Source organism: bacterium (assembly GCA_030690305.1).
In the GTDB taxonomy this organism is placed as follows: domain Bacteria; phylum Patescibacteriota; class Minisyncoccia; order Phycocordibacterales; family JAGLPS01; genus JBBUCK01.
In genome coordinates this window covers 1-1,466 of sequence record JAUYHB010000026.1, presented here as the reverse complement: position 1 = coordinate 1,466, position 1,466 = coordinate 1, and the positions used below count along the sequence as shown (strand labels likewise).

1 protein-coding gene is annotated in these 1,466 nt (G+C 49.7%); it reads left to right on the top strand.

The window, feature by feature from the left end; translation table 11 throughout:
- A partial coding sequence (locus Q8O71_03400) for a hypothetical protein (protein ID MDP2705409.1) occupies positions 1 to 1,466 on the top strand: 1,466 nt, incomplete at both ends.

Here is a 1,466-nt window from a genome sequence, read left to right as displayed (position 1 = left end):
GGCACAGGCACAGGCAAAGCTTGCGCCTTCTCCCATCCATTCTGGGCCCACGCGCCCTCAAAGCATCCTACCAAATTGAAAGGCGGCGACACTCTCATTATTGACGGTTCGAATAAGGCACAATATATGATGGGTTATGGTGCGCCAAACGGATCGGGTACAAACACCTGCAACGTGAGTTGGCCGTATGACTGCTTTATGCAGTCGATTCCTTCCGGTCCGGACGCCATCCACCCAACGCGCATATTGGGAAAAGGTTGGGATACCGGATGCGAGAATCCACCGCAACTCTGGGGGACCGAAAGGAGCGACAGGGTCATCAACCTTATCGGAAGCGATAATGTCGAACTTCAATGCCTGGAGATTACGGACCATTCCAGCTGCCAGGAATTCGGACCAAGTCCCTGCAACCGAACGACCAGGCCGTACGGTCCTTGGGCAAAAAATGGTTTGAGGGCGACGGACAGTGAGAACGTGTTGCTCAAGAACATCAATATTCACGGGCTTGCGCATAAGGGGGTCTTTGCCGGCCGTCTCAAGGATTGGACCATAGAAGATTCCCGCATTTACGCGAACGCGATTGTCGGTTGGGATGGCGATGTCGGTGATTTTAATTCCTCCAATAGCGGGACCATGATCTTTACCAATGTTGTTTTGCAATATAGCGGTTGCGGCGAGACCTACCCGGGAGGACAGCCCCATAGTTGCTATAGTCAGTCACAAGGTGGGTACGGGGATGGGTTGGGGACGCATCAGACAGGCGCCAACTGGATTTTTAATAATGTCGATTTTAGCCACAATGTTTCTGATGGCTTGGATTTGCTCTATCATGATGGAACAGGAACAGTCACGATCAAACGGTCTCGATTTGAAGGTAATGCAGGGAATCAACTCAAGATAGCAACCAACGCGTTAGTTGAGAATTCGATTATTATCGGCAACTGCAACTATTTTAAGGGGAAAAGTTTTACGTCCACCAAAAGCCCGGGGTTTGACAATTGCCGTGCGGGCGGGAACGCTCTTGTTTTTGCATTTCATCCCGGGATGAAAGCGGAATTCAATAATTCCACGCTCTTCGGTGTCGGCGACACCATTGTCATGTCGAGTAAGCGGACAGAATGTAACGGAACAGAGACCATTACCTCACGAAATAATATTTTTCTCGGAGACGCTCAGTTTGGACATCCTGATGTAACGGATTTGTATTACGCAGCCGGCGAAGGAGGAAATGGAGCAGGGCTCTGTGGGCAGATCACCCTCAATGATGACTATTCTGTTATCTGGGGGACAAAGAGTATTGCCACCAATTGTAATGGCAAGGCCCATTCCTACTGCCAAGATCCCAAACTGGCCGAACCGGATCCTCACTGGTACAGCGGAGACCAATTTAATGTTAATTTGCTTAACAATAGTCCGGTCAGAGACAAAGGAATCATCTTGACCGGCGTGTCGAATCTTGATTATAA